The organism is Myxococcus sp. AM011 (assembly GCF_013372595.1).
Taxonomy (GTDB): domain Bacteria; phylum Myxococcota; class Myxococcia; order Myxococcales; family Myxococcaceae; genus Myxococcus; species Myxococcus eversor.
This window is the reverse complement of the sequence record NZ_JABXEM010000447.1, coordinates 1-5,025: the sequence shown is the minus strand read 5'-3', so window position 1 is coordinate 5,025 and position 5,025 is coordinate 1. Positions and strand designations below refer to the sequence as shown.

General features: G+C 71.3%; 3 protein-coding genes. 1 reads left to right on the top strand and 2 read right to left on the bottom strand.

Annotation, left to right across the window (positions count from 1 at the left end; all coding sequences use genetic code 11):
* Positions 1-2,161, top strand: a 2,161-nt coding sequence (locus tag HUW62_RS45740) for an ATP-binding protein (protein ID WP_176438022.1), incomplete at its 5' end; no start/stop codon positions are given.
* Between the two features lie 7 nt (positions 2,162-2,168).
* Here the strand turns inward: HUW62_RS45740 and HUW62_RS45735 are convergent.
* Together HUW62_RS45735 and HUW62_RS45730 are read right to left on the bottom strand one after the other, a co-directional pair.
* Positions 2,169-3,251: a PD40 domain-containing protein gene (locus tag HUW62_RS45735; RefSeq protein ID WP_163871038.1), complete on the bottom strand. Its 1,083-nt coding sequence runs from the start codon at positions 3,249-3,251 to the stop codon at positions 2,169-2,171.
* 25 nt (positions 3,252-3,276) lie between these two features.
* A complete protein-coding gene (locus tag HUW62_RS45730) occupies positions 3,277-4,908 on the bottom strand; it encodes an N-acetylmuramoyl-L-alanine amidase (protein WP_176438021.1) in 1,632 nt (543 codons plus the stop codon).
* Positions 4,909-5,025 lie beyond the last annotated feature (117 nt).

Genomic DNA, 5,025 nt, shown 5'->3' with positions numbered 1-5,025 from the left:
CCCCTCCCCCATGAGCCGCCTGCTGTCCGCCCTCTGCGCGGCGGGCATGTGCCTCATCGGCCTCGTCGGCCTGCTGCAGGTCTTGGCCGGTCTGCCGCCGGCGCTGGAGGCGTTCCTCGCGAGGACGTTCGGCGTCCTCAGCGCGATGATTCGCCCCTCGCCCCTCACGCCCCTGTGCGTGCTCTTCCTGGGCCTCGCCCTGCTGGTACCGGGGCGCGCGGGGAAGCGACAGTCGTGGCGGGACGCGCTCGTCGTGGGCGCGCTGCTGGTGGCGCTGCTGGGCTTCAATGGCCTGCTGTTCGGTCCCCTCATCGCGCTGGACGGGGGGTTCTTTCCTCCGCGACGCGGCATGGGCCTGTACACGGCGCTGGCGGTGCTGCTCCTGGGCGTGGGCCTGCTCTGCCTGCGGCCGGAGCGGGGCCTCACGGGGAGAATCACTCGGGACACCCTGGGCGGCTTCCTGGCGCGGCGGCTCGTTCCCGTGGCGCTGCTGGGGCCATCGCTCCTGGGCGCGGCACTGGCCCTGCTCAGCGTGGAGGGACTGCTCGGGCGTGAGGCGAAGCTCCCACTCTTCGCCACCTTGCTGAGCGCGGGCGGCGCGGTGCTGGTGCTGCTCTCCGCTCGGGCCCTGGACACACTGGAGGCGGGACGGCGGCGCGCCACCGCGGCGCTGGAGGCCTCCGAGGCGCGCTACCGAAGCCTGCTGGAGACGACGCCGGAGCCGCTGCTCATCGTCGACTCGGATGGGCTGCTGCGCTTCGTCAACGCGGAGGCGGAGCGCGTGTTCGGCCACCCGCGCGAGGCGCTGCTGGGCCGCGAGGTGGAGCGGCTGGTGCCGGAGGGGCTCTTCGGCGGACACCGCCTGGGGGGCACGGAGGATGGACGAGCCCTGCATGGCCTGCGCGCAGACGGCACCCGGGTGGCCCTGGAAGCCCGCCTGCGCCAGGTGTCAGGCCCCGAGGGATACAGCCTGCTCGCGGTGCTCCGCGACGTCACCGAGCGCGAGCAGGCCATCGCCCGGCTGCAGGCCGCCCGCGAGGAGGCGGAGGTGCAACGGGGTCTGCTCCAGGCCGTGCTGAACCACGCGCCGGTGGGGGTGCTGTTCATCGACCCGGAGCTGGGCACGCTGGTGACGAACCCCTTCGCGGAGACGTTGCTCGGGCCCGTCCCCGAGAATACGAAGCGCGGCGCCTACCTCAGTCGACTGCGCCATGCGGATGGACGGCTTCTGACGAGGGAGGAGCTGCCGTCGACCCGGGCGTTGAAGACGGGCAAGGTGGTGGGCCCGGTCGAAATCATCATCGCGCGGCCGGATGGTGGGACGACGCCCGTGCTCATCACCGCCGCGCCCGTGTTCGGGCCGCAAGGCGAGCAGCGCGGCGTGGTCATCACCGGCCATGACCTCACGGCGCACCGGGAGCTGGAGCGGCTGCGCGAGGAGTACGTGAGCCTCATCTCGCATGACCTGCGCAACCCGCTCCAGGGCATCACCCTGCGCGCGAGCATGCTGCTGCGCGAGCTGAAGGAGCGACGGCTCTCACGCGAGGAGGCGCTCACGGACGCCATCCTCCGCAACGTGGAGTGGATGAGCTCCATGATTGAAGAGCTGCTGGAGGGCTCGCGCCTGGAGTCCCGCCGCATCGAGCTGCGCCGCGAGCCGACGGACGTGGCGCGCTTCCTCGAGGACGTGCTGGAGCGGGACGTCCCTCCGGACCTGCGCGAGCGCTTCCGCCTGGAGGTGGCCACGCCGCTGCCCCTGACGTGGGTGGACGCGCGCCGCCTGGAGCGGGTGCTGTCCAACCTGCTGGGCAACGCCGCCAAGTACAGCCCGCCCGACAAGCCCGTGCTGGTGCGCGCATGCCTCCGTGAGGGCCTCGTCGTGGTGTCGGTGAGGGACGAAGGTCCGGGCCTGGCGCGAGAGGACACCGAGCACGTCTTCGACAAGTACTACCGGACGCGACAGGGCAGCGCGTCCGACAAACAAGGGTTGGGGCTGGGGCTCTACATCTGTCGGCTCATCATCGAGGCGCACGGCGGCCTCATCTGGGTGGAGAGCGAGCCGGGCCACGGCGCCACCTTCTGCTTCAGCGTGCCCACGGCCCTTCCGAGCCCGGAGCCCCTCCGTCGTCCAGAGGGGCCCGGTTCGAAGGGCCTCGCATGAGACCTGGCTAGCGGCGCGCCACCCAGCGAGGCAGCCAGTCCGGCGCCTTGTCGGTGGTGAGCCGCGTCTGGCCGCTGCCATCGGCGCGCATGAGGTACACGTCCGTGTTGCCCTCGCGCTCCGAGGTGAAGGCCAGGTACTTCCCGTCCGGGCTCCACGCCGGCATGTCGTCGCGGTGCTTGCCGTCCGTCAACGCCACCGGCACCCCGCCCTCCACGGGCACCGCCCAGAGGCGACTGAGGCCCTCCGGCAGACGGCTCACGTACACCAGGCGCTGGCCATCCGGGCTGAAGGCCGGCTCGCGCTCGTCGCCAGCGAAGCCGCTCCCCGACACCGCGCGCAGCTCCGAGCCATCCGGGCGCACCAGGTACAGCCGCTCCTTGTCCTCCCGGTCGCTGACGAAGAGGAGCCATTTGCCCTCCGGGCTCCACAGCGGCGCGCGGTCCTCGCGGTGGAAGGCGGTGAGCCGCCGCTCCTCGGTGCCGTCCGCCTTCGTCACGTAGATTTCGGGGTCGCCCTCGCGGCTGCACACGAAGGCCACTTCCTTGCCGTCCGGTGAGACGGCGGGCTCGAAGCAGCCCTCCTTCACCTGTGTCAGCCGCACCTCCGGCGCGCCCTCGCGCGGCTCCAGGCGCACCAAATCACTGAAGCCCTGGGCATCCGACTCCGCCACCAGCCACGAGCCATCCGGCGCCCAGCTCGCGTTGCGCGCCCGGGCCCTGGGGGCATGCAGCGGCACCGCGTCTCCCCCCGCGAGGGGCTGCACCCGGAGCTGCTGGAACTGAATTCCACCCTGCTCGCGCACGGCCACCACCAGCAGCGACTTCCCATCCGGGGACACCGGGCCGGGGTAGTCGTCCTCGGGGCCTCGGGTGATTTGCGTCTCCGTCCCGTCGGGACTCACCTGCCACACGTCCTTCTGTCCCGCCCGCTCCGACAGGAAGACCACGACGCCCGGAATGGCGCGTGCCTCCTCCTTCGACAGCGGCCCGACGCCCGACGCTCCGCCACACCGGCCGGAGCATCCGACGCCGAGCACGGCGAGCGCGGTGAGACTCCACCGCGCTCGCCACGGCCAGGAACGCGGCATCCGTTCTCGGCCTTGCTTCCTCACGTCATCGCACCCGGATGGCGTCCGCCATGACGACGTAGCCTTCAGTGGTCCAGCGGCTGAGCTGCACCTTGTTCCAGCCCGCGGCGAAGTTGTACGTGCCCAGGGCCACCCAGGCGCCGCCGTTGGCCTGCTGATTCACCGTCACCGTGCTGTTGCCACCCGTGTGGCTGATGATGAACGGCGCCGCCGGAGCGCGGTTGGTGCCGGCCACCCACCAGGCGTCGATGGTCTTCGAGCCCGCGGACGCCATGTAGAAGTTGAACACCACCGGCTCGGAGATGGGCTGCGTGGAGGCGTAGTAGTAGCCGCTGCCGTAGTAGCCCGCGCTGGTGCCCGCCGCCCACGACGCCGGCACATCCGTGCGCGCCTTCGTCGAGTCGTTGTTCGCGTTGTGGCTGTCCACGATGATGGTGCCCGTGGGCGTGCCGCCGTCACCGCAGTAGCTCTTGATCTTCGAGATGTAGCTGCTCCACGGCCAGTTCGGGCCCGGGTCCGTGCGCGAGGACGGCTGGAGCCGGCCGTGCGCGACGATGTGATAGCTGTCGCGGGTGATGACCTGCCCCTTGGAGATGTCGCAGGACAGCTTCGCCGACGCGTCAATCTGGCCCGCGGGGAAGGACGTCTGGCTGGCGAAACCGCCGTGCTCGATGCCCACCGAGAAGTGGTTCACCGACACGCCGTTGAGGCCACAGTCCACGTTGCCGTTCAGGCTGCAGGCGTAGCTTGCGCCCACGTGCCAACCGCGGTCCGACTCGCGCACGAGCTGCGAAACCTCGCTGCCGCTCTCGTTGACCACGTAGTGCGCGCTCACGCCCGACGCGGAGTTGACCAGCCAGCCCCAGCACCCGGCGTAGCCACCCTCACACGTGTGGATGACAATCATCGACACGTTGGTGCCCGACGGACGGGCGTTGTAGTTGGGCGACGGCCGCCAGATGGAGGCGCCGTAGTCCGGGCCCGCCGCCAGCGCCTGCATCCTCGGCAGGGCGAACTTCGCCTCCACCCGCGCGGCGTCCAGCGACACCGCCACCTTGCCCTCGGGGGTGAACGCGCCCGCGCCCTCGCGCAGCGCCGCGTACAGCTCGTTGTGGACGTAGTGCGCCTGCACGTCCGCGTCGGTGATGTCCGTCAACTGAACGGCCACGGGCGCCCACGCGCCCAAATCCTCGCGGTCGATGCCCGCCTCGGCGGCGTACTTCGACAGCAGCGCCGCGCCAGCGCGCAGGTTGGCCAGCCGGTCGTCACGCACGGCCTCGGCGGAGACACCCGCCAGCGCCGCGCCGTCCGTCACCTTGGCGCCGCGCAGGGCCAGCAGACCGAACGCCGCGGGACGGCCCTCGAACTCCTCTTCACCCTTCACGTGCTCCCAGCGCGTCTCCGTATAGGAGATGGCCTTGAGCAGGCTCACCGGAACGTCGAACTCCTTCGCCGCCTGCGCGAACAGCGCGTCCAGCTCCGTCGGCGTACGACGGGCCGCATCCGCGACCGCGCGGGCCGCGTCATCCGCCGCACCCGAGGGGACTTCCGTCGAAGCCGGGGGGGTCTCTTGCGGCGGCGCCTCTGGCTGCGGTCCGCAGGCAGACAGGGCCAGGGCCGCGGCAGAGGCCGCGAACGTCTTCCACAACACGTGCATGGGGAGCTCCTTCGAGGGGGTCAGCAGCTCTTCGGTCCGCCCCCGTCCACGGGAGCGGCGCAGCGCGGGCCCTTGAGCAGCATGCATGCCAGCCACGCCATCCCCGCTTTCCACCCC